The organism is Mediterraneibacter sp. NSJ-151 (assembly GCF_022487435.1).
GTDB classification, from domain to species: domain Bacteria; phylum Bacillota; class Clostridia; order Lachnospirales; family Lachnospiraceae; genus Schaedlerella; species Schaedlerella hominis.
Genome location: NZ_JAKVPP010000002.1, coordinates 277,412 through 302,108 on the forward strand (window position 1 = coordinate 277,412; position 24,697 = coordinate 302,108).

Here is a 24,697-nt window from a genome sequence, read left to right on the forward strand (position 1 = left end):
TCAGATATTCGGAATCTTTCCCAGCACCTCATTCAACTTCTCTTCGTCCACATCTATAGAACGCTCCTGAAGCAAATCTAGCAATTTCATTTTACTAAGTGTTGTCATCATATCTTCAAATGTCATATCCGGTCTAAATGGAGTTATTTTCTCTTTCATCACTTTGATTGTATCCGCAAGTGCCTCTTTTGCTGCCGGGTTTCCAAAAATTCTTCCAATCGTACAATCCAGAGAAAGCCATGCTGCACCATCATCTGTGATATGTGCTTTACAATTTGGTTTTGTAAGTACTTTATCTTCTGCTGTTCCAACATAAAAATCACCCATCACATCCTTTAAAAATCCAATACTATCTTTTACCCAATTTGGAATTCTTGGACAAAATGCGGATTCTCTTGTCTGGATGGATTCATCACCTGTTGAAAAACCATGCGGTCCATATGCATAAATATGACTCTCAAATGTTACTCCTGCCTTATCCAGTGCATCCATCATCTGAATACTGTTATGAATCGGAACCACATTGTCTGTACGAGCTGCGAAAAGGAAGCATGGGCAAGTATCATAGTTTACTTCTTCTACAATTCTCGGTGCATTGGTCGCGATTTCATCAACCTGTTCATTTAATACTGCATAACCTAAAATTGCTGCTGCCGGTTTATGCTTGGCAATCGTTGCAGCTGCACCTGCGAGATGTCCTCCTGCTGAGAATCCGGCTACTGCAATTTTATCTGCCATCAAATTCCATTCATCTGCATGATTGATGATATATTCCATTGCATCTTCATAATCCTGTAATGGGTCCGGCCAGCTTCCAACCTCATTTGTCGTATATCTAAGAATAAACGCATCATATCCTGCATTTAAGTACGCCAACGCTACCGGTTCAGCTTCACGATCTGAGCAGAACATATAGCCGCCTCCTGGAATTACCAGTACACCTGGTCTCTTGGTAATATTTCGATATTCTTTTCCTACATCCTGAATAAATGCTGTTAAACGGACATTTCGTTTTTCATTCAAAGTAACTTCTATTGTTTTCATTTTCTGTTTCCTCCCATATATTTATATAAAGAACAGCACAAGATTTTCTATCTGTCCGATAGACTTTTCCTGCACTGTTCCTCCTTTAATTAAAATTTAACATTTACTTCTTCACACAGACAATCTCTTGAGTTTCCACCAGCATAGATTCTGAATTTTCCATCTTCTAATACATATTCAGCCTGATTGTTATAGAATCCCATATCCTGTTTTGCCAAATGTAACACAACAATTTCTTCCTGTCCAGGTTTCAGCTCTACTCTTGCAAAACCTTTCAGTTCTTTCACCGGACGCACAAGACTTGCTGTTACATCCTGCATGTACAACTGTACGATTTCTATACCTTCGCGGTCTCCTGTATTTTTCACCTGTACTGTTACTTCCAGTTCCTCTGCTTTTTCTTCCACATGAAGATTCTCGTATTCATATGTTGTATAACTTAATCCATAGCCAAATGGATATAGAGCATCGAACGGAGCATCCAGATAACGTGATGTGAACTTACTCTTGCTTCCCGGTCTTCCTGTACTTGGATGATTATAATAAATCGGGCACTGTCCTGTTACTGACGGGAACGAAGCTGACAATTTTGCTGACGGATTTGTCTCTCCAAAAAGTACGGATGCCAACGCATTTCCTGCCTGGATTCCAAGATGCCATCCTTCTACGATAACCGGTAAATGTTCTGCCTCCCAGCCAAGTGCCAGCGGACGTCCATTCATCAATACTGTTACAAGTGGTTTTCTGAATTCTAATAATTTTTCCAGCAACTGTCTCTGTTCTCCCGGCAATGTTGTATCTGCTTTTGAAGATGCCTCTCCACTCATACTAGCAGTCTCTCCAACTACTGCGATGATCACATCTCCTTCCAGGCAAGCCTGTTCTATCTCTTCTTCATTAATCGCACCTTCCGGTCCGCCACATGGATAATATTTTACATCTGCTCCACTGTTCTGCAGTCCTTCTAACACTGATACACAGTCTGCCTGATTAAATGCCATTGCCCACGCACCGCAAACTTCTGCTTTTTCAGCTGCCAGAGTTCCAACCAGACTAATTTTCAAATTTCTATTTAATGGCAAAATATTTTTTTCATTTTTTAATAATACAATTGATTTCTTCGCTGCTTCTAATGTTGTTGCAACATGTTCTTCCGGCAATGCTTTTTCATACTGCTCGATCACTTCATCCGGAACATATGGGTTTTCAAACAATCCAAGCCATACTTTTACTGATAAGATTCTACGCACAGCCTCATCTACTGTATCCATAGATACTTTGCCTTCTTTGATCAGCTGTTCCAGATTCTTGGAGTAAATGTTTGTTCCCATATCCATATCCAGGCCTGCATTGACAGCCTGACGACCGGCATCTTTTTCATCTTCAGCAATACCATGTGCCACACATTCTTTGATTCCATTTGCATCACTGACAACAAATCCATCCAGTCCATATCCATCTTTCAATACCTGACGAAGTGTATATTCATTGACTGTACATGGAACACCATTCAAATCATTAAATGATGCCATTGCTGTTGCAGCTCCCTCTTCTACTGCTGCCTTAAATGTCGGCAGATATACATTATGAAGCTGAGAGATTGACATACTTGTTGTATTGTAATCTCTTCCTGATTCGCAGGCACCATATGCAACATAATGTTTTACACAGGCTGCCACATAATCTTCTACAGACTCCTGATTATTCTGCAATCCCTGAATTTTCTTTCTCGCAAAGCAAGACCCCAGATACGGATCTTCTCCAGGTCCCTCGGAAACTCGTCCCCAACGAGAGTCTCTTGCGACATCGATCATCGGTGCAAATGTCCAGTTTATTCCATAAGCTCTTGCCTCTTTTGCAGCCATCTTTGCTGTTCTTTCGAACAGATTCTCATCAAAAGATCCTGCCTCTGCAATTGCGATCGGATACACACTGCGGAACCCATGAATTACATCGAATCCTACAATCAGCGGAATTCCAAGTCTGCTTTCTTCGACTGCAATTTTCTGCAATTCATTATTTTTACGTGGGTCATTTACCATCATTGCTCCGACTTTACCGGCACGGATATCATCTTCATGGAAATCCTGCTCTGAAGTTGCGAGGATTTTCTGGAATTCCTCCTGAGAAATACGTCCGTCTGTCATCATCTCGATCAACTCTTCAAACGGAACTTCAAACCCGCCTACTATTGATGGCGATTCCAGATTCATCTGACCAATCTTCTCTTCTAATGTCATCTGGCTTAAAAGATCTTCTACTTTTGCTTTCTGTACTTCTGTTAAGTTCATGTTCTGTCGTTCTCCTTTCATGATTGCGTACATCACCATATTCTGCTGAATTTTCAATATTCAAAGCTCTTTTCTATAAATAGCAATGTGCCTGCAAACTACTGAATTCTATACTTTCATTATACGCCCTTGACAGCATTCCTCAATCTAAATATAATGATATTTATATAACGATATATAGATTTGAGGTTTTAACACATGCTATATCAATTTCATTCCAAAGAATTTTCCCAGACTCTTCCTATCCAACTTTGGATGTTTGGAGCAAATCATTTGCAGGAACCGGTCCGAAGACCTCAGGGAGTTCCTTACTTTCAATGGTTCTACTGTGTAAAAGGACAGGGCGAGCTTATCTTAGATGAACAAAGAAGCATAATTACAAAAGGGCAGGGATTTCTTATTTATCCTGATCGGGAACATATTTATCAGGCAGTCACAAATAACTGGACTTTGCATATTATTGCCTTCAATGGTCCTCTCTGTTCTGATATTCTTGCTTTACTTCAAATGGGCGAATCCGGCGCTTATCATTTTTCGGATGGCTCTATTTTCGAACAGCATATTCAAAAACTCCTCTGGCTTTATGAAAATCGTTCCAGTGATCAGACGCTTTCCTATTCAAAAGAATGCTACGATTTTCTTTTGGATCTTTCCAGATGTATCACGCGCACACATGAATTTACATATTCCCACGAAAATCCTTTCGTCTTGAAAGTCATTTCGTGGTTAGAGGAAAATTATGCCCGGCCGATTAGCCTGAATGAATTGGCCGAAACTGTCAATCTTACAAAGGATTACATGTGTGCTTTATTTAAGAAAAATACCGGTGAAACAATTATTCAATGTCTCACCAGCATTCGTATTGGTCATGCCCGACAATTTCTAATTCAATATCCTGAAAAAAAGGTCATCGATGTAGCACAAATGTGTGGATTTGACAGTCCAAGTTATTTCGGAAAAACGTTCAAAAATATTGTTGGGATGACTCCTGAACGATATCGTAAAAATGGATAAGCCGTTGGGAGGATAAACCGCTAGGGACGGAGTTTTTTGGCTCGCATGCATGCCAAAAAACTCCGTCCCTAGCGGTTTCTTTCAGTATTTTATTTTTCTTCACCAACACCGATATATTTCTGTTTTAATTCGTTCAGGTTCTCTACTTTTTTCTGTGTCATTGCACCATCACGGATTTCATTTGAATGCTCCCATTTACCAGCATCATGAAGACGTGATCTGTTCTGTTCTTCTTCAGAGAAGATTACTTTGATATCTCCATCTTCGATTGTCAGTTCGCCTTCGATACCGCAAACTGGACATTCTACTTTATTTCCCTTATGGCTGACTGTCAGAATATCTTCATGACAGACTGGACATGTTCCCTGATCATCACCACGATATTTTGTACGCTCTTCTTCTGTCTCAGCATTCAATGCATCTACGATGTTTCTTCCGAGCTGTGTCATTCTATCCATAACATCCGGTCTGCCAAGAACATGGCTGATGTTCATTGCTCCAAAATATTTGTATTTATCGATTACATCGATTCCCATTGGGAATGTAAATTCGTACATGTTAGGAAGTGAAAGTGATAACCAGTTTTCTGTTCTTGCTCCACCAACTGTAATCAAAGCTCCAACTCTTGGTTTTACACTTCTTACATCTGGATATGTCTGAGGATCTCTGCCCTCTTCGATTCCCTTCTCTACTGCTGGTCCACGGAATGTCTTATCATGAGAAGGTCCGATTCTGTCACAAACAACTTTGAAGTTACCTGTTGGTGCAAATTCATATGTCGGAGATCCAACGATAACAGCATCTGCTGACATCAATGCTTCTTCAATGATATAGAATTCGTCATCTTTATGTACACATGTACCTCTTCCGCGTCCTGACATCAGTCCACCTACACATGCACAACATCCTGTACAGATATGAATGTTAAGGTCATCACAACGTACAAACTGAATCTCCATTCCTGCACGTTCGCATTCTAATAATGCTTCTTTAATCATGACCTCTGTGTTTGACATTTTTCTACCAAATGAGAAACCAACTACTTTTTTCTTTTCCATTTTCTTTATCCTTTCTTTTGTTTTTTCATTAACAACATAAGTCTCATTACAAATATATTGGAATTTTCTGTAACTTCTTTTGATGATGTATTTATCATACAAGATAAACGGATGAATCGTCTCTTATTTCTTTATTCTAATCCTATATGAAATTTATACTTTTCTCTAATGTGTTTTGACACAGCAGAAAACCAAGAACAAAAAAACGAATAAAATTTTTGTCCTTGGTTAGTTTTCATTAGGGAGCCAGCAGGGACGGGGAAGCCGATAGGGACGGAGTTTGTGGCTTTTTTGTAAGCAAAAAAGCCACAAACTCCGTCCCTATCGGCTTCCCCGTCCCTGTCGGATCCCTTACTCACATTCCTTAAGCAATTTTTTCACCATCGCAACGTGACGTGTCGTCTGCTCAATGCTGTCATAACCACCTTCTGCCTCATATTCTGTTACAATGTATCCTTCATAATCAGAAGCTGCTATAACTGGAATGATCTCCTCATAAGGAATTGCCACTTCATGGAGATTTTCATCTACGTAATGACATTTTCCATGCATCTCAAAACAATATGGCATAATACGTTTCAGCCCTTCCAGTTCTTTTGTACAGCTCTTTCTAAACTGTACAAATCCATACATACTGTTCAGTGTTCCGCCAAGCTGAGGACACTTTTCAATATCCGGTGCCATGATCTTCATTGCCTCTTCCATTGGGACTTCATCGTAACGAAGCTGTGCACATTTCTCCAGTTGTTCTACTGTCGCACCTGCTGCCAGTGCACGATCCCAGTAAGGTTTATTTGGTTTTGTTGCAAAGCATCCAAAATCCGGAACAAATCCAATATATTTACTTCCTGACTTCTCGATTGCCTCTACATAATCTAAAATAGCCGGTGTAATCGGACTTTCCGGATTATGAATTTCAATTCCTACATGAACATTATAGGCCTCTGCATATGGAGCAATCCGCACCAGTCCGGATGGAGATAACAAATACTGCTCTCTCATAACTGTGCAGCCAAGTTTATTTGCAGAAATAATATCCGTAATAGCTCTTGCTACCATCTCATCTTCTGTCAGGTCGCGGTCTTTTAACATACCTCTGTCCATATTAGCTGAATAACAGATTGGTCCGATTCCATATTTTTCTTTGCATTTCTCAATAAATGCTACAAATTCATCACTGACATATGGATAAGAAGGAATCATCTGTGCAGCTACGATTTCATATCCTTCTGCACCAAGTTCTGCTGCTGTTCTGATCACATCTTCCAGATCAAGTTCTCCTTTTACATATGGTTCTGTCAATGAAAATAATGTAATTCCTGTTTTTACATTTGCCATGATATCAGTCCACCTCCTAATCAATTACCTTCATGTGTTTACTTCCACAGCTGTCTACCGGCATATACTGGTGATCTGGTCCGATCGGCATATATGGCGAGCGGAAGAACAATGTTACATCAATATCATGTTCCCCTTCACTTAATCCCCCTGGACAAAATACTTTGATTGTTGCCGGTTCAATAACCTGCCAGAATTCTGTATAGCATTTATCAAATTCAATCGGACTGAATTCTTTTCCATTAATACAGAATTTAATTGTTTCTGCTGGCACTTCTTTTCCGTCTACCTTTACACCGAATTCATCAATTACAGAAAGGAAATGTCCACGATAATAACTCAGACGAATATCAAACTGATATCCGATATTTTTTCCATTTACTTTCACATTTTTTAAACTGTCATCAACAACAACGTCAACGAAGTCCATTCTCATTGCAAATCCCATCTTACATCTACTCCTTTAGAATCTAATTCCGCCATTTGTCTTTCCCGCCTGAACTGTTTTTCGTTGATATAAAAATAACATACCTTCACTATATGCACTACTCCCCAAATGACTATTTCATTGTCTTTAAGTTGCTCATCTTTTTCGAAAAAATAACAAGAGAGGTCAAAATTATACATTTAATTTTGACCTCTCTTATATTAAGATACTTTATATGTTTTCAGGGTAGGATAATAATATAAAGTTTCTCAACCAATATAATGATATATTTTTGAAGTACTATTCAAATTCTTTCACATACGGATTTTCTTTTGTACAAGGTTTCCAGTCATCTCCATCTGTTGGTTTTCCTGTACGCATAAAGTGTGTCCAATAATTCAGCATATCTTCACTCAATTTTCTATCATGTTCTTCCCACGGTCTCCAACAACGGTCCATCGTTCCAAACATATACCATAACTCTGCGCAATGAAACGCTCCCCAATCATCCCCCGGAAGATGTCTCTTAAAATAATATACATAAGATGGTTGACCCCAAAGTTCTTCTGTTTTTTCACTCCATTCAATGCATCCTTTATAAAGGGCTGTTTTTTCTCCACTTTCAATCATTTCCGGAGTCACAAACAAATCAGCTTCTGTTGTTCCCAGCATATACGGAATCTGTTTTACATGATTATTATTCAAGCAATCTGTTGTATTTTCTTTAAACACATATCCATCTGTCACCGGCATAAATAAAATCATCTCATGCTTCATTGCTGCAAATTCTTCTGCCATTCGCTCCAATTTTTCGGCAGGTATCTTTCGCAGTTCTTCTAATGAAGCAGCTCCTGTGTAAGTTATGAATTCTTCTCCAATCTTCTGTGTCTCTTCCCATGTATGTCCTCCCAAAGATTCGTTATTATGAGCACCTCCACTTTGAAAAATTGCCTTTGAAATCATATTCCCGGATAGCTCTGTCGATACAAGGAACTGCGTGCTCATTGCACCCGCAGATTGACCAAACACGGTAATGTTATTCGGATCTCCACCAAAGTTTTCAATATTTTCATATACCCACTTCAATGCTTCAATCTGATCCAGAATTCCATAATTTCCAGAAACTCCATGCTCATTTTCTTCATTTAACCATGGATGTACCAAATTTCCCCACATTCCAAGACGATACGCAATCGTTACCAGAATAACGCCTTTTTTACAATATGCTTCTCCATCAAATTCTTTTTCCCAACTCCAACCGCTTCCGAAGCCACCACCGTGAATCCAAAATGCGACCGGAAGTTTCTCATCTGGCTTTTCTGCAGGAGTCCAAATATTCAAATACAGACTATCTTCGCTCATCTCCGGTATATACTCTGGAAGATCATAAAATTCCTTTACTAATTTTTCTTTCCAGAAAGGTACTTCTCCTTCTGTATCTGCCTCCTGCCAGCCACGTTCGCGGAATCTATCTGCATGATACACCCCATCCCATGGTTCTATCGGCTGAGGTGCTTTCCATCGCAACGCTCCTACCGGTGGTTTTGCATATGGAATTCCTTTGAATATTGTATATCCTTCTGCTTCTATCCCTTCTATTTTACCTGTTTTTGTTGTTACTAATTTCATATTAACCAAATTTCTCCCGTTTTTATTGCTCGTTTAAGAGTGCTTCTCTTCTTTCCTTTAACTCTCCACGGACTTTTTCCATCTTTTCTTCATTCAAATCAAAAATTAACATCGGAATAATTGCGATTGCTGCTACCACAAGTGGAACAATATTAACACCCACATTGATACCTGTCAGAGCTCTTGCAGTTAAATCCGCACCATTTGTATACCCAAATGCAGCCATAACCATAAGTCCTACAGAACCTGCAATTGCAGAAGAAATCTTTGTCATTAATCCGTTAAATGCAAATGCAACTCCATCATTTCTGACACCTGTCTGATATTCATAATTATCCAATGCATCTACAATCATAGATCCTACACATGCACTATAGCCTCCACCAAGACCATAAACCAGATTTGCTACAATTGTATAAGGAATATTGGTATATGGACCAGCAAACATCATAACAAGACCAACTATCTGAATGATCTGTGATACAATTACTATCTTTTTCTTTCCAAATTTTCCAATCAAAGAAGGAATAATTGGAATCAGTACCAGGCTAACCAAGCCCGCCAATGACATCAACACTGAAGCCAGAGCCATATTACCTACACAGAACATGTAATAATAAAAGGCTGTACATGCTCTTCCGATCTGACTAAACATTGCACAAAACATGTATGCATAAACGCAAAGCAGATTCTTATTTGTGAAAATAGATTTGAAAAATCCCAAAAATGTTGTTCCCTGATTTCCATTTTTTGATGCTGCAATTTCTTTTGCTTTTGCAAGCTTCGGATTTTCCTTACAAAAATGCACCATAATCAATACTAATGGAAGCGAAATAACTGCATAAGCAATTGCTGTCTTCTGATATCCGGCTTCTTGTACGCCCTTTCCCAGGAACATGATTAACGGCATTGTACACATTCCAAGCACTGTACTTCCAAGAGCTCCTGCCCACATGGAAGAAGCAAATATCTGGTTCAGTCGTTTTGGTGTATCTGTCATTCTTGATGGCAAAGCATTAAATGGTACATTCATTACTGTATAAGCCATTCCAAGACCAATATATGTAACATATGCATAAATAAGCTTTGTTGTACTGCCAAAATTCGGTACACTAAATGTCAAAATCGTAAATACTACCAATGCAATTGCTCCGGCAATAATGTATGTGCGATACCCTCCCACCTTTTGATAAGTTTTATCCATGATTGCTCCCATCATCGGATCATTGATACCATCCCATACTTTTGCTACTAACAGAAGCGTTGCTACTGCAGTTGCTGACAATCCAAATACATCGGTATAAAAATAGGCAAGATACATGTTAACCATTGTAAAAGATAGCTGACATGCAAAGTTTCCTATTCCATATGCACCAACTTGAATCGGTCCTACATTTTCTTTTGTCGTGTTTTCAGCTTTCATTGAAGCCACCCTCCTTTTCCTTTGATGTTTATATTTTAAAATTTATAAGAACGAAAAACTTATCTATTTTTATCCTATAGTTAATCCTGTTTGATTTTAAAACTTATCCAACGCAAAAGAAGCAAAAATTAAACACTTTTTTGTCGATTTTTGCTTCTTTTTTCATAATAGCATAATTATATTTTTTCTGAAATCTCTGTCATAATATTTGTACAAATGCCATCTCATTTGATTCCAGAACTAGTTCAAATTCCAATATATCCTTTTTTGTTTGCATATATCTCACTTCCATGCGTGGAATACAAATTTGTTTTAAATAAGAAATTTCCGAGCGCATCAACTCTTTCGAATATCCAAGTTTTCCCCATTCTGCCAGCACATTTCCACAAGACTCACTCACCCTGTACATACAAATTTTATGTTTTCCCTCTCGCATATTTTTTAATTCAAACTGCAGTTTCAACTTATCATTATTCTTGAATATAAAAGGAAGTTCTTTTACTTCAAGAGAATTTTCAGCTTTCATGTTATAGCTATAACTAAACTGCTTTGCATTAAATGCCAGAATCTGAATGGTTTCTCTGTGTTGTGAAGTTGCAATATAGTGCTGCCCTTTTCCAATCAGTCTTTCTCCCATCCATCCCCAGAATTCCATCGCATAATATGCCGGCTTTAATATACCATCTTTCGTAATCAAACCGGTTGCACCAATCAGCGGAGAAGTAGAATCAAAATACTGAACCGGCCAGTCACTAATGCTGCTATAGTTCATTTGATCCAATTCTTCTGTTGCATCTACCATCTGCATCAACATATGACACGCCTTTGCACAACTGTCATTATAAATATTTCTCTCTGAAAGTGAGGTATTCCACTCTGTCAGCCATATTGGAGTAGCCGGATATTCAATTGAATCAAGTAATGCATGATAAGCATCAATATCTTGCTTAACAAAATGTGTATCCGATTCAATGCTAAGTAAGCTATACTGTTTTCCTGTCACTTGTTCTTCTTGTCTTTCTACCTGATATGGATAACTCATAAATGTCAGAAAATCTGGACGATCATATCTGTCTTTCCACCAGCAAAGCTGTTCTCTCAATACATTTCCCGGCATTGTTGCATTCAACCCACTGCCACCGATTTTTGCTTCCGGTATGTATCTTTTAATAATTTGCCATGTATGTTTATACAACTTCTTATACGGGATTTTCCCTATACCAGTCACCTGCTCTGGATCACACCAGATTTCAAACATCCATTTACTTACTTCTTTTGCCGTGTAATACTCTGTCAAATGTTCTATAAGAGCTGTTAGTACCTGCTCCCACTCTTCCAGCGATAAAAAGACAGGCTCCATTTTTGTCTTTTCCAGTACATCATCCGAGCCAATTGTCACGATCATTTTTCTACGCCGCTCCGACAATTCCAATACCGGACAAACTCCCTGTTCCAACAAGAAATCTAATACAGAGTCTACTTTTTCAAAGTTCATCTGCTCTGTCTCATGTCCTGAACGGATTTTTAATACCGGATCAAACGGGTTTGCAATATGAATATATTTCAAGCCCAGATTTTCAATTGCAGTTGCCACATGTTTTTGTACCTTCGCTTCTAATAAATCTGCAAACATTCCAACATTCATACTTGTCTTTGCTGCATTTTTCAATAATCTGCTCTGTTGTAAATCCAGACAAATCTTCTGCTCAGTTTTTTCGATTTGTTGTTTTTTCTTCTGTGAATACTCCAAATAAGTTGCCAAACCAATCATATCCGACTCTTGTGGCACTGTTTCTTTTTGTTTTATATTTTTTCTGTATTCTTTCGGTGTAATAGAAAATACCTGCTTGAAATTTTTATTAAATACAGAAATGTTAGAGAAACCACAATCATAAGAAATCTCCGTAATCGATTGATTCGAAAACTGCAATTCTTCTTTTGCATGTTCAAGCCGTACATTTCTTACATACTCCGTAAATCCAACACCGATTTCTCTTTTAAAGAATCGAGAAAATGCCGATTCTGATATATAATATCGTTTTGCAATTTCACTTAGATTTAATGTGCGTTGATAGTTGTTCTGTATATAATCTAAAACATCTTTTACTTTACCGTTTATTGTCTCATAATCATCCAGACTTCTCTCTTTATCCAGATACTGTGCTTTCAATGCTTCCAGAAGAGAATAATATAAGCTCTTTACCCAAAACCCATCCGGTTCTTCCTGATATTTTCTTAAAATAGTTTCCAAAATATAACGAAGTCTTGCATAATCAATCTCTGGATTTATGATACTATTACACTTAAAAACTACTTTTTCTTTTTTTATGACTTGTTTTAATTTATAATAGTCAACATACATTCTGCATAGCAATGCATTTCCATGTTCCTTCCAGGCATGAATTTCCTCTGAATTAATCAGTATTATGTCTTTCGAATTTGCCTGAAAACTTTCTCCATTTATTGTAATATCCACCTTTCCTATAAGAATATATAGAAGTTCTATGTTCTTATGAGAATGTGGAGCTTCTTGTATATTGGATAAAATCTGTATTTTTTGCTTTTCCATGCTTAAATCTGTGTCCTGTAATATTCTAAATCTGCCTTCAAAACATCTAGTCTCGTTCCCTCTCCCGGTGTATACTCACGCTCCACAATATACGCTTGACATCCATGCTTATCCGCTACTTCTTTGAGTGCCTTCCAGTCAACCAGTCCTTCTCCTGCAGGACAGTTGATCTTTTTCTGCTCTTCCAGTTCTGCTTTCTGTTCTTCTGTGAAGATTGGTGCTCCATGCTCATCTTTCGGAATGCTTTCAAAATCCAATGGTGGCAATGCTCCGATTACTTTACTGCTTTCTTTTATATGAATCAATTTTACTCGTCCACTATATGTCTGTACCAATTCAATTGGATCATATCCGGCTGCTGCACACCAGCCTGCATCCAATTCAAAGCTCACATAATCCGGATTTGTCTCTTTCATCAGAACATCAATCACTCTTTCTCCTTCACAAGGAACAAATTCCTGTGTATGGTTGTGATAGGTAAGTGTCAGTCCATGTTCCGCACAGACTTTACCAATGCGGTTCAATGTTTCCGCAAATTTGTGTACTGCCTCGTCATCTACCATACATTCCATACCGATTCCAATAAATTTCATCTCCAAAGCTTCTGCCAGAGGAATTAAGGATTCCACCATCTCTGTTTTTGGAGCATGCATAGATACCGGTTCCAGATGATATTCCTTTAATAATGCTTTCAGCTCTTCTGCTGGAATCTCCAGATTCGGTCCGAACAATTCAACTCCATCATACCCCATCTCGGATGCCAGTTTTAAGTTTTCTCTGCTGTCATTCATTGTTCCGTCCATGAATGAATACATCTGTAAGTTAATTTTTCCCATTGTTATTACCTCCTGAACTGTTTTTCATTAATATAAGAATAACATACTTTCACTATATGCACTGCTCCCCAAATGACTATTTCCTTCTCTCAAAAAACAGTGAGGTCAAAATCATATGTATGATTTTGACCTCACTTATATTAAAAGATTCTATATATTTATGGGTAGGAGATATATAGATTCTCTTAAACAATAGTATTAATCGAATACAATCGTCTCTCCTGTTTCTGCTGATTTATAAATTGCTTCAATAACACGTGTTACAACTGCTGCCTGCTCTGGAAGAACTGCTGGTTCTGTTCCCTTTGTAATGCAGTCAACCCATTTTGTCATATCATATTCCCACATGTTATATTTTGCCTCCGGACTTTTAGTCTCTGTTACAAGTTTGCCGTCTACCATCTTAGTTACTCGTACGCTGTCTTCAAATCCCGGACCGACCATATCTGCACCTGCTAATGTACCTGCTACAGAACAGATAATTCCAGGAGCCTCCTGCTGCATATTAGAGCGCCATGCAGTTTCTACATAGAACATTGCTCCATTTTTCATTGTGATCATAGCCATAGCTGTATCTTCTACATCAAAGTTATTCGGATCCCATGGTCCAAGATCATTTCCTTCTGGGAAGTTTTTCATTTTGTCAAATGTTACTCCACGAACGCTGGCAACATCATAGTTGTTTGTCAGCCACATCGGAAGGTCGATGGAATGAGGACCTCCATCCATAAGAACTCCACCACCATTTAATTCTTTATTTGTATATACACCATATGCTGGCAGACGAGCCGGACGAAGCTGTGAAGAACGAATATAATACACATCACCGAATTCTCCGGCTTCATACATTCTCTTCATCTCCATCGGAGCTGTATTGTAACGCCACTGTGTACCACTTGTCAGTTTCTTTCCTGCCTTCTTCTGTGCTTCCAACATCTTCTGTGCATCTACATAAGTACAAGCAAGTGGTTTTTCACAATACACATCTTTTCCATGTTCAAATGCACATAATGTCATCTCACAATGAAGTGGATTTGGAGTACATACATGTACAACATCAATGTCCTCCGCTGCACACATCTCTTTGTAATCCGTATAAATCTTTGCAGAAAGTCCAAAATCTTTATTTGCTTTCTCGCATCTTTCTGGAATAATATCACATAATGCAACAATTTCTACTTCATCCAGATGTTTTGTAAGCTGTGTCAAATGTTTTGTTGTTCCGATTTCACCAATACCGATAATACCAATTCTTTTTTTAGCCATTTTTTTATCCTCCTAAATTTATTTTTATTATTCTTTTACTTACTCCGGCAATACTGTGCAGGAAGCTTTCACTTTTTCTTCTCGATTCTCGAATGTAAAGAATTCCAAACAGAAGTTTCCATCATATCCTAATTCTTTGATTGTATTTAAAATAAATCGATAATCTAACTCACCTACTGTAAGTTCAGCTCTCATCGGAGCCCCGGCTCCATGAATATCTCCAATCCATTTCAGATTATTTTTCACTGTCTCTGTAATTTTTCCTTCAATATTCTGGAAATGGAAAATATCATAAAGAAGTTTTACATGCTCACTTCCTACACTTTCAATCAGACCAAATGCCTGCTTTGAACTTGTAAAGAACCCATCTGTCAAAGGTTCAACAAGAACAGTAACACCTTCTTTTTCTGCAATTGGTGCAAGTTTCTTTAACGCATCTTCCATTGCTTTGAGCACTTCCTGATCTGAAAGATTTTTTGCATAGTCCGCTGCATTCAAAATCAACTTATCGCATCCTATCTGTTTCGCCTTTGGAACACTCTCTTTAAACAAAGCTACCAGTTCCTCTGTCTTTTCCGGATTTCCTAACAATGGTGCTCCTGCTGAAACGCATGCACGAATTTCTATTCCAAGCTCCTTGCTAGCTTCTGCAATACGTGCAAGATCTCTTCCTTCCAAATCAAACATTTCTATTCCTGTCAGACCATTTTCTTTTGCCAGTTTCATCGCTGCGATGATTCCATCTGTGTCCGGCCAAACTGGACCTTTTTCACCAACTCCGACAAACATAATATCGGCACATAAACTATATTTCATTTTGTTTCTCCTTTCTCTTTCTTTGTCATTTCGTACTTTTATTCTAACAAAACAACTTCACTTAAGCGTTCCTCCTTAGCAACACTTTTTCCAGAAGAAGAATAATGTTTCAAATTTGAAACCAATATTTTGTATAAAGAAAATAAGATTGGTTTCACAAATTGAAACCAATCTTTTTAATCAATATATTTCATTCTATATATCTCATTTAACATAAAGAAGTACATTTGAAATGTCAGCACTCCTTCTACGACATTTCCCTCTTTGCTCGAAAACAATATCTGATCAAAATATATCTGATACCTTGATTTTCCAGCCATACTTCCATATACCCTAGCCTTCTGCCTTTTTATGTTTTCAAATACCTGTGTCATATCCATCGTTTCCAAGTGATCGATCATATTCGTAAATACAATGGAATGTTCATCAAGCGTCAGACTGTCTTCCAGCATATCCGGAAATAAACAATAATATCCTGTCTGTTTTCCATCCATGGATAAATTTTGCTGTAACGCTAATATCGAACTGTCTTTATATGGCGTATAGAATACAATCTTATTTGCTTCTGCCATCTCATCCACGATGGACTCCATTTCATCCATATTCATCTCGGTATCCATTAGCTGATATGTCTGCATAACCTGACTCATGAATTTTTCTTTGATTCCCTGTGGTGTTTCTCCTTCATTCTTAGGTAAAATACGATTGTAATAAGTATATTGTTTTACCGCTCTTTTTAACTCATGATGGAATTCTGAGAAATTGCTGTACCCCATCTTCTGAACCATCCTCCAGATTGTAGTTCTGGAAGAGTTCGTCAGCTCCGCAATCTCGTATATCGTTCCATTCGCAGCTTCTTCCATATTCTCCAAAATTCCCTTACAGACATTTCGATATGTGCTGTCAAATGACAAATGATTATATAATTCTGTCAAATTCTGAAGTACATTCATAGTTTTCTTCCCCCCTGGTAAATCCAAAACTTATGTTTGTATTTTAGCATTTTCAAAATGAATTGTAAACCCGAAAAGGACCACCCGTCTTTTCTTCCTGCCAGCCTCGTTCCCTGCTGGCTCTAGCTACCTACTGGCTATTTTGTCATTGCTGCAATCTTAATCTCATTTGCTTTTGCTTTCTCTTTTGTCATTCCGACACATGCAAAGAAAATTGCCGCTACAATAAAGAATGCTGCCGGAGCAAAGTTGATTACTCTATCCATATTTGTCAATACTGTCGCACTTAAGTTCTGTGAATTTGCAACATATCCAACTGCACTAAGAGCAAGTACTCCGATTGAACCACCGATCGCGTTACCCATCTTTGTAGAAAATGAAATACATGATACGATAACACCATCTGAACGTACCCCTGTTCTAAGCCAATTGTCATCGATAATCTCAGCACTCAATGTAAAACATGTAATTGATACTACATTTGTCACTCCATAAAGGAATCCGGATAACACAACCAGACTTGTCAGCTGATTTTCTCCAATAATATAGAAAAATACACAGCACAGTGCCTGTGCGATACATCCAAGTGCTCCTACATATTTTTTACTGATGCGGTTCAGTAAAAATGGTACATAGAAGTTTACTACTAACATACCTGCAGACATTGCTGTTGCAAATCCAGCGATTAGAGCAGGATTTTTCATAATGTAAATGAAATAGTATGCCATAATACCGATTCTTCCGAACAATCCTGTAAGGAATGTAAACATTGCAAGAATCAAGAATAATGCATTTCTGTCAGATAGTGTATATTTGAAAGAATATCCGAGTTCTTTCATTGTCTGTCCAATTGATTTTTTATCTGACTCGTTTGCTCCGATAATCTCTTTTGTTGATGCAAAACATACCCAGAAACATGGGATACATACAATTGAGAATACCAATGCTGCCATGAAATATCCACGACCTGAAGCTGCTGATCCATTACCAAATTTCAGGATCATTGGCATTGTAACTGCACTGATGACCATCTGAATCAATCCAGAACCGATTCCTTTGAATGCATTCAAAGATACACGTTCTTCATTAGAAGCTGTCATTACGTTTGCTACACACTGTGTAGAGATGTTAACTGCTGTGTAAGCCATTCCACATCCGATATATGTAAATCCACACCAGATTGCTTTCCAGCCATTTGGAATGTCCAGATTTAAGAATGTCAGACAGTTAAATAATGCAAGGATTGGAGCTCCCCATAAAATATATGGGCGGAAGCGTCCCCATTTTGATTTTGTTTTCTCTGCAATTGCTCCGAACATTGGATCGTTAATGGCATCCCAAATACGTGCGATTAACATAATTGCTGAAATAATTACAGGTGTCAATCCTACAACATCTGTATAGTATACTGTCAGATAAGAACTAATCAATGTCCAGGAACACTGAGATCCAATCTCACCGAAACTATATCCAATTTTAGTCCAGATAGACAGCTTATTTGCTGCTGCAGCACTTGATTGTACTGGCGTGTTTGTGTTTTCACTCATTTTCTCTTCTCCCTTCAGCTAAAACATTTCTGTTCTCTTGTTGATACTATCTTATCAATCTTAAACTTCTATTGCTTAGCTTAAAGTGACCCTTTTTGTTACTCTTATAACCTGATTTTATTATCATTATAATGATGATTTCCTCATAAGTCATCAATCGCTATGCATATTTTGACCTCTTGTTTTCAGAGGCAATTAGGGACGGAGTTTGTGGCTTTTTTGTAAGCAAAAAAAGCCACAAACTCCGTCCCTAATTGGCTCACTGATTGGCTCAGGAGATTTTACAAATCCGTATAAAAGCAATCTCATTTGCTATCAATTGAATATTCAGATTCATCTTACTGTCTTCTGTTTTTATTTTCTGTATCGTTAATTTCGGCTCACATGCCCGTCGAAAATATTTGATATCATTTCTGGAAAGTTGTTTTTCATATTCCATCTCACTCCAAATAGAAAATACGCTTCCGTTTTTTTCATTAATTCGATACACTTTAATCTGATAAGTTCCTTCACTCATATCAGTCAGTGTCAGATTTAATTCCAGTTCATCTCTATTTTCAAAATATCTCCACAGATGTTCTTTCTCCAGTTCATCTTCTTTTGTAAAATAATAGTTATAGCCAAGAGCTTTCTGATTATGACAAATGATTCCATACGAATCATGTTGGTCTGTAGATATCAAATAATTTTCTCCTTGTCCTATATAATATGGATAGAGACGGCTCAAAAAATCAAATGCAAAGCCTGATGGTTTTAATATTCCGTCCTTTGAAATAATCCCTGTTCCTCCAAATAACAGTTCATTGGAATCATAATATTGCTGTGTCCTGTCAGTTGCCACAAAATGAGCAATATCGTCAACCTTGCCATACAAATCTAATACATTCTTGATTATATATGCACCACTAAAACAACTATCATTCAAATAATTTCGAACTGATGCCGTAAAATTCCATTCTGTAATATATAATTTAATATCATTCATTCCAACTTTTTGCATTTGCTCTTTCAAATGCAAAATTCTGTGAAGAACAAACTCATTATCTGCACTTCTTTTCGAGTAGCAATCTTGGTCTTCTTTCCCTCTTTCATAATGGAAAATATATGCCGAAAGAAAGTCTGGACGATGTTGCAAACTGTTCCACTCTTTTAAGAACTGTTCTCTAAGCTCTGCATTTAAATCCAGCCTCAATCCAGAACCACCGACCTGCATTCCTTCACTATATTTCTTCACAGTTTGATAAATCATACTGAATTGCTCAAAGTATTCTGCAAAGGCTTGTCTGCTCCATAAACCATCATTGAACCAGAATTCCATTCTCCATGTGTCAACTTCGCGTCTTCCATAACGATAGATTAAATGTTGCATCAATGCATCCAAAAAATGTTCCATTTTTTTCAAATCCATAAATTCAACTTGTAGATAACTTTTTTCTCTTTCATCGCAAACTCGTATGTTTTGAAGATTATAAATAATCATATGTGATTTCATTCCAAGATCCATATGTGGTTTTAATCCTTGATTCACTAGAAAATCAAATACTAAATCTAATCTTGTAAAATTATAATTTCCATTTTGATTATCCATATCAATCAAAAATTCTGGTGAAAAAACATTCCAGAAACGTATATACTGAAAATCAAATGCCTGTTTTAACATCATTATATGTTCCTGTACTTCTGAACGCAGAAGCTCAGATGCCACGTCTACATTAATCGTATTTCCCCAGATATTTTTTATTTTTTCACTTTTTAAGACGGAATGTTCACCTTGCCGATTCCCTTTTTGCTCTAAATTTTCCTTTGGTAATTTATCTACAATAAAATGTTTTTCCAATCTCTTTTCAATCTCTGGATTTCTCTTTTCTTCCGTATACTCTTCTTTCTGCTCTTTTGCCTTTTTTCTCATTACTGACGGAGTTTCCCCATATGCTTTTTTAAACACCTTGTTAAACACCGCTACACTGGCAAAACCATTATCATATGCAATTCTTGTAACTGGTGCATTAGAATACAACAACTCGTCCACAGCATGGAACAGGCGAATATTGGTCAAATATTCTGCAAAACTCATCCCGTAATTTCGTTTAAAAAATCTGGAGAGATAACCATTGGATAAATATAATTTATCTGCCAGATCTTTTAAACTGATTGCCTGATTATAATTTGCTCGAATATAATTATTTATCTGCACAATCCGATCTTCAAATTTATCTTTATCATCCATATTTTCCCGATCGGCCGCCTGTACAAGAAAATACATTGATAAAATATCCATAACACGATAACATAATGCAATATGCCCGAAATTAGCTGTATTACCATGAGTTTCAAGATAATGATTCAATAGTACACGTAAAATATTTCTTAGTTCATCATAACGTTCGCTTTCATCTTTTGTAGAATCACACCAGAAAATTATATCAATACTTTTTAATACATCACTGACCAAATTATATGAAATCATAATTTGCATATAAAGAACATTCTCTGAACCACTCAGTGCATGCTTTTTGTTCGCATTCACTACCAACACATCATTTTCCTTCATATGTGTTGTTTGTTCTCCAATCACAACATCCAATTTTCCTTCCAGAACATACAACAATTCAATATCCTGATGAAAATGTTCCAATTCATCCACTTCATTCAAAACATTAAGTTTTAGTTTATCCCTTCTCGTATCCTGTTCCATAGCTCCTCCTAAAGTTATACTTTTTGTATCATATTTACGAAGAAAACTTTTCTCTTTTACTATCTTATGATTATAGCAATCAGAAATTTTGAAATCCATTCCTTAATTTGTTGAATATACCGTGGATTTTGTTATTTATTATTTCTTTCTATACAAATATGACAAAAAAAATAGTAGGATTTTTGCTCTGGGATGCCAATTAGGGACGGGGTTTAGTGGCTTTTTTGCGAGCAAAAAAGCCACTAAACCCCGTCCCTAACAGGCACACTTGACTTACCTGCTGATAAGTTTCAATAATTTAGTATCATCCTTTTCTTCTATACCGCATTCTTCTGCAAATATCATCCTATTAGGATGTTCCTTTGTATATGGGCTCCATCTCAAGGATCTTGTTGATGGGTTTCCTTTTTTCATAAAAGCAACCCATGCCTTACTAATTTTTTTCTGAAGTTTTTCTGCATATTGATATCCTGTACAATGTGCCGGTTCCATTTCAACATTACGAAATACATATGGAATATCGCTACAATGCCACGGAGCAAGACCATCCATATATGGAATAATGAAATTCATCATATAGTTATAACATTTTGCTTTTGAAAACTGAGAACGTTGATTTAAAAATGCAAGTGTCTGTAGGCGAAATAATGTATCTACACTAAGTGCATATAAAATATCTAATTTGGGATAAAGTTCTCGGAACTCCTTTATAATGCTCATGGTATACTTCCCATATGTCTGTTCAAGAATATTATATTTTTCTACTTCGGTATATTGTTTTTTATCTCCCAGATAATGCATGAATGAAAATTCGCCCAACACTGTTCCTGCCATAACCGGAATCTGTTTTGTTTCTTCCCTGAATCCTACAATACTCGCAAGACCTTCATAATATCCTTCTACCGGTGAAGGTTCAAAAAGCATCATTCCTTGTGGCATTCCCAATTCTTTTCCGGCCTGCACTACAGCTTCTGCCAATGTTTCATACGGGATCTCATCGATGCTATCAATATTTTCCTTAGTTAAACCAAGTACTTCAACTGTCTTTTCTCCAAGTGTCTGCCAGTGTTTTTTCTCATCTGCAATGTTTGTATCCGGTCGATTGCGAAGTGCTCCGCTTTGTGAAATCACTTTGTGGTAGAGTCCGTCTGCCGGTGGCATCTGTAACAAAGCTGTTGCCTTTCCACCACCGCCGGATTGCCCTGCTACTGTTATATTATCCGGATCTCCACCAAATGCTTCAATATTATCTCTCACCCATTGAAGGGCTAATACAATATCTGCCATTCCGACGCATCCAGAATATTTATATTTTTCACCAAAAGAACTCAAGTCCAAAAATCCAAGACAATTCAGCCTGTGATTCAAATTTACTATTACAACATCGCCATAATCACAAAGGTTATGACCATTGTACGCTGGAATTTCTATAGATGAACCACAAGAGAAGCCGCCTCCATGCAGCCATACCATAACTGGTTTCTTTGCTTCTTTATCGAGATGTTTCGTCCAAACATTCAAATATAAGCACTGCTCTTTCATCGGCCAGTACACATGCTGCATCTCAAAGGAATTTCCCGGTGCTGCCATCGGGCTCTCCTCCGGCTGTTCCTCTTCCGGCATCAATGGACAAATGTAACCATAAGCTTTTGCATCCCGGATTCCATCCCATTTTGGTTCCGGTTCAGGAAGCTGAAATCTTTTTGCTCTTCCATATCGGATTCCATAAAAGTGAAATACATCATCTTCCTGATATCCATGAAGTTTCCCCTGTTTTGTACGTACGATTGGAAAATCCGATGTTCGTATCACTTTCTTCATAATCTATTTCTCTCTATTTCATAAATTTTTCTGCATAATGACATGCTACGAAATGATTTGGTTTTACTTCACGTAACTCCGGTTCTTTCGCCATACATTCGTCTGTCGCATATGGGCAACGTGCTGCAAAACGGCAGCATGGTTTCGGATCGATTGGTGATGTCAGCTCACCTTTCAAAATCATTCGCTCTTTTTTCACATGCACATTCGGAATTGGAATAGCTGAAAGTAATGCCTGTGAATACGGATGAATTGTATTTTTGAAAATCTCATTTGCCGGACACTTTTCGATCAACTGTCCCAAATACATTACTGCAATATCATCTGAAATATGTTTTACAACAGACATGTCATGTGTAATAAACATATAAGTCAGTCCTCTTTCAGCCTGAAGATCCTGAAGCAAATTCAGAATCTGTGCCTGAATAGATACATCCAGTGCTGATACCGGCTCGTCACATACAATAAAGTCCGGATTTAATGATAACGCTCTTGCAATTCCTATACGCTGACGTCTTCCGCCATCCAACTCATGCGGATAAGAACCTTCCAAACGTTTTGCCAGTCCGACCAGTTCCATCATTTCTTTTGCTCTTGCTGTCACATCAGATTTAGACATATCTTTATGGTTTACTTTGATTGGTTCTTCAATCAACTGCAACACATTCATACGTGGATCCAAAGATGCATATGGATCCTGGAAAATCATCTGGATGTTGGTTCGATATTTCTGTTTAAACTCTTTCATCGGCATACTTGCAATATCCACGCCATTATATAATACCTCACCGGAAGTTGGTGTATGTAATCTCATCAGAGTTTTTCCAAGTGTAGATTTTCCACATCCGGACTCTCCTACAACACCAATCGTTTTTCCTTTTTCGATATTCAGATTGACATTATCAACTGCATGCAGTTCCCCTCTTGGAGTAGAAAAATATTTTTTCAGATTTTTAATTTCAAGTAAATTACTCATTTATTTTTCCCTCCCATTCTTTTGTGTACTGTAAACATTTTACACAATGATTTTCATTTAGCCAGATCATCTCAGGGTCTGCTTTTTCACACATTCCACATTTTGATTCGCATCGATCCGCGAAGCTACAATACTCAGGAAGATTGGATGGATCCGTTACCATACCCGGAACCACATGCAGTCTGTCTACATCTTTATCCAGAGATGGAATTGACTGATACAGTGCTTTTGTATATGGATGCTTCGGATGATCAAAGATTTCTTCTACTGTTCCATATTCTACTAGTTCACCTGCGTACATAACCGCACAGTGGTCGCACATCTCTGCAACAACACCAAGGTCATGTGTGATTAGAATCATAGAAGTTCCATGTTTCTTCTGCAGTGATCTCATCATATCCAGAATCTGTGCCTGAATTGTTACATCCAAAGCTGTTGTCGGCTCATCTGCAATCAGAAGTTCTGGCTCACATGCCAGTGCGATTGCAATGACAATACGCTGTTTCATACCACCGGAAAACTGGTGTGGATAATCTTTATATCTCTCTGGTACGATTCCTACCATTGCTAACATATCCTGTGCACGTTTTAATGCTTCTGCTTTTGAACAATGATTATGCAAAAGAACTACTTCAGAAATCTGATCTCCGACTGTTTTTACCGGATTCAGCGCTGTCATTGGATCCTGGAAAATCATGGAGATTTTTTTACCACGGATCTTGCGCATTTCTCGTTCAGATTTATCAAATAAGTTTTCTCCATCTAATTCAATCTTACCTTGAATCACATGTCCTACCTTAGATGGAAGCAAACCCATAATTCCTAATGCTGTGGTTGTTTTTCCTGCACCAGTCTCACCTACCAGCCCAAGAACTTCACCTTTTTTCAGTTGGAAACTGATGTTATTCACAGCTTCCACTACTTCTTCGTCTGTCTCGTAATGAATTACAAGATTTTCTATATTTAACATATTTTCGCTCATACTTTATCCCGC

At 37.6% G+C, this 24,697-nt stretch carries 19 protein-coding genes; 1 reads left to right on the forward strand and 18 read right to left on the reverse strand.

Annotation, left to right across the window (positions count from 1 at the left end):
- Positions 1 to 1,044, reverse strand: coding sequence for an alpha/beta hydrolase (locus LQE94_RS03225; protein WP_022076226.1), 1,044 nt, complete (start codon positions 1,042 to 1,044; stop codon positions 1 to 3).
- A gap of 89 nt (positions 1,045 to 1,133) precedes the next feature.
- Positions 1,134 to 3,335: a glycoside hydrolase family 3 N-terminal domain-containing protein gene (locus LQE94_RS03230; RefSeq protein WP_118689223.1), complete on the reverse strand. Its 2,202-nt coding sequence runs from the start codon at positions 3,333 to 3,335 to the stop codon at positions 1,134 to 1,136.
- 198 nt (positions 3,336 to 3,533) lie between these two features.
- On the opposite strand from LQE94_RS03230, the gene LQE94_RS03235 reads away from it, so the two are divergent.
- Entirely contained in the window at positions 3,534 to 4,349 is an 816-nt protein-coding gene (locus tag LQE94_RS03235; protein WP_240576986.1) for a helix-turn-helix domain-containing protein, read from the forward strand.
- 89 nt (positions 4,350 to 4,438) lie between these two features.
- Here LQE94_RS03235 and LQE94_RS03240 read toward each other — a convergent pair whose 3' ends face one another.
- The 16 genes from LQE94_RS03240 to LQE94_RS03315 form a co-directional block, all read right to left on the reverse strand.
- Positions 4,439 to 5,407 (reverse strand): flavodoxin family protein, encoded by a 969-nt coding sequence (locus tag LQE94_RS03240; protein ID WP_118689224.1) that lies wholly within the window; start codon positions 5,405 to 5,407, stop codon positions 4,439 to 4,441.
- Positions 5,408 to 5,758: 351 nt separating this feature from the next.
- Positions 5,759 to 6,745 carry a sugar phosphate isomerase/epimerase family protein gene (locus tag LQE94_RS03245; protein WP_240576987.1) on the reverse strand — a complete coding sequence of 329 codons (987 nt, stop codon included), beginning with the start codon at positions 6,743 to 6,745 and terminating at the stop codon, positions 5,759 to 5,761.
- Between the two features lie 16 nt (positions 6,746 to 6,761).
- Entirely contained in the window at positions 6,762 to 7,193 is a 432-nt protein-coding gene (locus tag LQE94_RS03250; RefSeq protein WP_117991901.1) for a C-glycoside deglycosidase beta subunit domain-containing protein, read from the reverse strand.
- Positions 7,178 to 7,372, reverse strand: coding sequence for a hypothetical protein (locus LQE94_RS03255; protein ID WP_240576988.1), 195 nt, complete (start codon positions 7,370 to 7,372; stop codon positions 7,178 to 7,180). The genes LQE94_RS03250 and LQE94_RS03255 overlap by 16 nt, the downstream gene beginning before the upstream one ends.
- Positions 7,373 to 7,472: 100 nt before the next feature.
- On the reverse strand, positions 7,473 to 8,801 hold the full coding sequence (locus LQE94_RS03260) for a carboxylesterase/lipase family protein (protein ID WP_240576989.1): 1,329 nt from the start codon (positions 8,799 to 8,801) through the stop codon (positions 7,473 to 7,475).
- A gap of 22 nt (positions 8,802 to 8,823) precedes the next feature.
- On the reverse strand, positions 8,824 to 10,224 hold the full coding sequence (locus LQE94_RS03265; RefSeq protein WP_240576990.1) for an MFS transporter: 1,401 nt from the start codon (positions 10,222 to 10,224) through the stop codon (positions 8,824 to 8,826).
- 199 nt (positions 10,225 to 10,423) lie between these two features.
- Positions 10,424 to 12,793 (reverse strand): GH39 family glycosyl hydrolase, encoded by a 2,370-nt coding sequence (locus LQE94_RS03270; protein WP_240576991.1) that lies wholly within the window; start codon positions 12,791 to 12,793, stop codon positions 10,424 to 10,426.
- Between the two features lie 2 nt (positions 12,794 to 12,795).
- The gene (locus tag LQE94_RS03275; protein WP_240576992.1) at positions 12,796 to 13,629 is read right to left on the reverse strand and encodes a sugar phosphate isomerase/epimerase family protein; all 834 of its coding nucleotides are present in this window, start codon (positions 13,627 to 13,629) and stop codon (positions 12,796 to 12,798) included.
- Between the two features lie 198 nt (positions 13,630 to 13,827).
- Entirely contained in the window at positions 13,828 to 14,895 is a 1,068-nt protein-coding gene (locus tag LQE94_RS03280) for a Gfo/Idh/MocA family protein (RefSeq protein WP_240576993.1), read from the reverse strand.
- A 39-nt stretch (positions 14,896 to 14,934) separates the two neighbouring features.
- The gene (locus LQE94_RS03285) at positions 14,935 to 15,711 is read right to left on the reverse strand and encodes a sugar phosphate isomerase/epimerase family protein (RefSeq protein ID WP_240576994.1); all 777 of its coding nucleotides are present in this window, start codon (positions 15,709 to 15,711) and stop codon (positions 14,935 to 14,937) included.
- A 176-nt stretch (positions 15,712 to 15,887) separates the two neighbouring features.
- The gene (locus LQE94_RS03290; RefSeq protein WP_240576995.1) at positions 15,888 to 16,664 is read right to left on the reverse strand and encodes a MurR/RpiR family transcriptional regulator; all 777 of its coding nucleotides are present in this window, start codon (positions 16,662 to 16,664) and stop codon (positions 15,888 to 15,890) included.
- 137 nt (positions 16,665 to 16,801) lie between these two features.
- Entirely contained in the window at positions 16,802 to 18,211 is a 1,410-nt protein-coding gene (locus LQE94_RS03295) for an MFS transporter (protein WP_240576996.1), read from the reverse strand.
- A 271-nt stretch (positions 18,212 to 18,482) separates the two neighbouring features.
- Complete coding sequence (locus LQE94_RS03300) at positions 18,483 to 20,906, reverse strand: GH39 family glycosyl hydrolase (RefSeq protein WP_240576997.1); 2,424 nt, start codon at positions 20,904 to 20,906, stop codon at positions 18,483 to 18,485.
- Between the two features lie 273 nt (positions 20,907 to 21,179).
- Positions 21,180 to 22,727 (reverse strand): carboxylesterase/lipase family protein, encoded by a 1,548-nt coding sequence (locus tag LQE94_RS03305; RefSeq protein ID WP_240576998.1) that lies wholly within the window; start codon positions 22,725 to 22,727, stop codon positions 21,180 to 21,182.
- A 13-nt stretch (positions 22,728 to 22,740) separates the two neighbouring features.
- Entirely contained in the window at positions 22,741 to 23,703 is a 963-nt protein-coding gene (locus LQE94_RS03310; protein ID WP_240576999.1) for an ABC transporter ATP-binding protein, read from the reverse strand.
- Positions 23,696 to 24,685: an ABC transporter ATP-binding protein gene (locus LQE94_RS03315; protein ID WP_117991888.1), complete on the reverse strand. Its 990-nt coding sequence runs from the start codon at positions 24,683 to 24,685 to the stop codon at positions 23,696 to 23,698. Before LQE94_RS03315 ends, LQE94_RS03310 begins: the two co-directional genes overlap by 8 nt.
- Between the last annotated feature and the right edge of the window lie 12 nt (positions 24,686 to 24,697).

What these genes read in the sequence shown, in the direction of transcription:
- LQE94_RS03265 (WP_240576990.1), bottom strand. Translation starts at nt 10,224, where the DNA reads ATGAAAGCTGAAAACACGACAAAAGAAAATGTAGGACCGATTCAAGTT.
- LQE94_RS03240 (WP_118689224.1), bottom strand. Translation starts at nt 5,407, where the DNA reads ATGGAAAAGAAAAAAGTAGTTGGTTTCTCATTTGGTAGAAAAATGTCA.
- LQE94_RS03230 (WP_118689223.1), bottom strand. Translation starts at nt 3,335, where the DNA reads ATGAACTTAACAGAAGTACAGAAAGCAAAAGTAGAAGATCTTTTAAGC.
- LQE94_RS03270 (WP_240576991.1), bottom strand. Translation starts at nt 12,793, where the DNA reads ATGGAAAAGCAAAAAATACAGATTTTATCCAATATACAAGAAGCTCCA.
- LQE94_RS03275 (WP_240576992.1), bottom strand. Translation starts at nt 13,629, where the DNA reads ATGGGAAAAATTAACTTACAGATGTATTCATTCATGGACGGAACAATG.
- LQE94_RS03235 (WP_240576986.1), top strand. Translation starts at nt 3,534, where the DNA reads ATGCTATATCAATTTCATTCCAAAGAATTTTCCCAGACTCTTCCTATC.
- LQE94_RS03315 (WP_117991888.1), bottom strand. Translation starts at nt 24,685, where the DNA reads ATGAGCGAAAATATGTTAAATATAGAAAATCTTGTAATTCATTACGAG.
- LQE94_RS03250 (WP_117991901.1), bottom strand. Translation starts at nt 7,193, where the DNA reads ATGGGATTTGCAATGAGAATGGACTTCGTTGACGTTGTTGTTGATGAC.
- LQE94_RS03295 (WP_240576996.1), bottom strand. Translation starts at nt 18,211, where the DNA reads ATGAGTGAAAACACAAACACGCCAGTACAATCAAGTGCTGCAGCAGCA.
- LQE94_RS03310 (WP_240576999.1), bottom strand. Translation starts at nt 23,703, where the DNA reads ATGAGTAATTTACTTGAAATTAAAAATCTGAAAAAATATTTTTCTACT.
- LQE94_RS03300 (WP_240576997.1), bottom strand. Translation starts at nt 20,906, where the DNA reads ATGGAACAGGATACGAGAAGGGATAAACTAAAACTTAATGTTTTGAAT.
- LQE94_RS03225 (WP_022076226.1), bottom strand. Translation starts at nt 1,044, where the DNA reads ATGAAAACAATAGAAGTTACTTTGAATGAAAAACGAAATGTCCGTTTA.
- LQE94_RS03245 (WP_240576987.1), bottom strand. Translation starts at nt 6,745, where the DNA reads ATGGCAAATGTAAAAACAGGAATTACATTATTTTCATTGACAGAACCA.
- LQE94_RS03260 (WP_240576989.1), bottom strand. Translation starts at nt 8,801, where the DNA reads ATGAAATTAGTAACAACAAAAACAGGTAAAATAGAAGGGATAGAAGCA.
- LQE94_RS03305 (WP_240576998.1), bottom strand. Translation starts at nt 22,727, where the DNA reads ATGAAGAAAGTGATACGAACATCGGATTTTCCAATCGTACGTACAAAA.
- LQE94_RS03280 (WP_240576993.1), bottom strand. Translation starts at nt 14,895, where the DNA reads ATGGCTAAAAAAAGAATTGGTATTATCGGTATTGGTGAAATCGGAACA.
- LQE94_RS03285 (WP_240576994.1), bottom strand. Translation starts at nt 15,711, where the DNA reads ATGAAATATAGTTTATGTGCCGATATTATGTTTGTCGGAGTTGGTGAA.
- LQE94_RS03255 (WP_240576988.1), bottom strand. Translation starts at nt 7,372, where the DNA reads ATGTATAATTTTGACCTCTCTTGTTATTTTTTCGAAAAAGATGAGCAA.
- LQE94_RS03290 (WP_240576995.1), bottom strand. Translation starts at nt 16,664, where the DNA reads ATGAATGTACTTCAGAATTTGACAGAATTATATAATCATTTGTCATTT.